At 60.2% G+C, this 2179-nt stretch carries 1 protein-coding gene; it reads right to left on the bottom strand.

What is annotated here, in order from left to right:
* Positions 1–606: 606 nt before the first annotated feature.
* Positions 607–2001 carry a malic enzyme-like NAD(P)-binding protein gene (locus tag NW851_RS05325; RefSeq protein ID WP_414336179.1) on the bottom strand — a complete coding sequence of 465 codons (1395 nt, stop codon included), beginning with the start codon at positions 1999–2001 and terminating at the stop codon, positions 607–609.
* Positions 2002–2179: the final 178 nt, after the last annotated feature.

A 2179-nucleotide genomic window follows, 5' to 3' on the forward strand; every position in this document is an offset into this window, starting at 1 on the left:
TGAATTTCTTCCTCCTTCCGCGCAGACTGGTCCTGTAGCCCTTCAATCTTTGCTTGGAGGCTTTGCACTCGCCGATCCCTGTCTCGGGCAGAAGACCAAGCAACCCTCGAGGCTACTGCGTTCCCGGCTCCAACCACCAGAGCCACTCTGAGGGCTCTGCCGAGGTCAGACTGAGGCAAAGCGGCAATGCTAGCAGCGGTGAGCGTGGTGACGATGTGGACGCAGAGCGGCTTACGTATATCCATTGGGAGTGCCGAGTGATTAGAAACCTGAAACTCAGGGTAATCGATGAAGTCAGTGACGTCTGCGCAAAATACTACACAAAGAAGGAAGAAAGCTTGAAGGATTGTTAAGTTACAAGGGATCCGAAAAAAGCAGACTTCAACGTTGCCGCATTTGCGGATCCAAAGCGTTCCCCAGGCCAAAGATTGATGCTCGGTATGTTGACATCCTCCCTGCACTGCCAGCTTGCTTCCGCACAGCGCTAGGACGGGTAATTGCTGTCCCGACGGGCTGACGCCTCAGAAGCCTGCGGTCAAGCGGATGCTGCCTTCCACCCGCTTTTGGCGAAGGGGAACCTAGGGCAATAGGCCGCCTGGGCACCCCTCAAGGGATCCCGGCCACTCCCGTTTGGCGGGCAGCCTGAACTACTGCGGCAGCCACCTCAGAGACCACCCGCCCGTCGAAGACCGAGGGGATGATCCACTGGGGATCCAAATCTTCAGGTGGGATCAAATTGGCGATGGCGTGGGCGGCCGCTAGGCACATCTCGGTGTTGATCTGCTTGGCGCGGCAATCCAGAGCGCCGCGAAACACGCCCGGAAAGGCCAGCACATTGTTGATCTGGTTGGGGTAGTCGCTGCGCCCGGTGGCCATCACCGCCACCCGATCGCTCACCAGCTCCGGCTGGATCTCCGGCACCGGGTTGGCCAGGGCAAAGACAATGGGATCCGGCACCATGCTCTCCACCATCTCTGCCGCCAGGGCATTGGCCACGCTCACCCCGATGAACACGTCCACTCCCACCAAAGCCTCTGCCAGGGATCCGCTCTGCTCGACTGCAACTGCCGCCTTTTCTGGGGTGAGGTCGGTGCGGGAGCGGCTGAGGATCCCTTGGCGGTCGCAGACCACAATATGGTTGGCCCCGGCCCGCCGCAACAGTTGCGTGACGGCAATGCCAGCTGCTCCCGCCCCATTGAGCACAATGCGCACCTGATCCAGGCTTTTTTTCACCACCTTCAAAGCATTCAGCAAGGCGGCCAGCACCACAATCGCCGTGCCATGCTGATCGTCGTGGAACACCGGTAGGTTGAGGCGGGCCTTGAGCCGGGATTCAATGGCAAAGCAGCGGGGGGCGCTGATATCCTCCAGGTTAAAGCCGCCAAAGCCGGGAGCCAGGCGCACCACCGTCTCCACGATTTCTTCCACCTCCTGGGTGGCCAGGCACAGAGGGAAGGCATCGATATCGGCAAAGCGCTTGAACAGGGCCGCCTTCCCCTCCATTACCGGCAGAGCGGCCTCCGGCCCGATGTTCCCCAAGCCCAGCACAGCGCTGCCGTCGGTAACAATGCCCACGCAATTGCCCTTGATGGTGTAGTCATAGACAGCGGCGGGGTTGGCGGCAATGTCCAGTGCCACCCTCCCCACCCCCGGTGTGTAGGCCATGGCCAGATCGGCGGCGCTCTCCAGGGGGCTTTTGGCCACCACCTGCAGCTTTCCTCCGCGGTGCAGCTCAAAGGTGCGATCCACCACCCGCTCTACTTTCACATTGGGCAAAGAGGCAACAGCGGCGCGAATTTGCTCGGCATGCTCGCTGCTGACAGCATCCACCGAGATCTCCCGCACCGTCTCTGCAGAGGATTGATAGACGAGGTCGATCTGGCTGAGGCTGCCGCCCACCTCGGCAATAGCCTGGGTGACGCGGGCCAGTGCTCCCGGCTGGTTGGGCAGGCGCAGGCGCAAAGCAATACTGTAGCTGGAGCTGGGGGTGAGTTTCGTCATAGCCTTCTATAGTAGACGAATAGTAAACGAAAAACTGCCTTCAGCAGGGCGAGCCCGTCCAAAGCTGAATCCTCTGGTCACTGTCAAATGGCAATCAAACTATGAACTACCCCACCGCGCAGGCGGGTGGGGTTTCCCCATCCGCTTTACGGCGAGATTTTTGTCTCTTCTTCTGCCC

Source organism: Synechococcus sp. H55.7 (assembly GCF_047462395.1).
GTDB lineage: Bacteria > Cyanobacteriota > Cyanobacteriia > Thermostichales > Thermostichaceae > Thermostichus.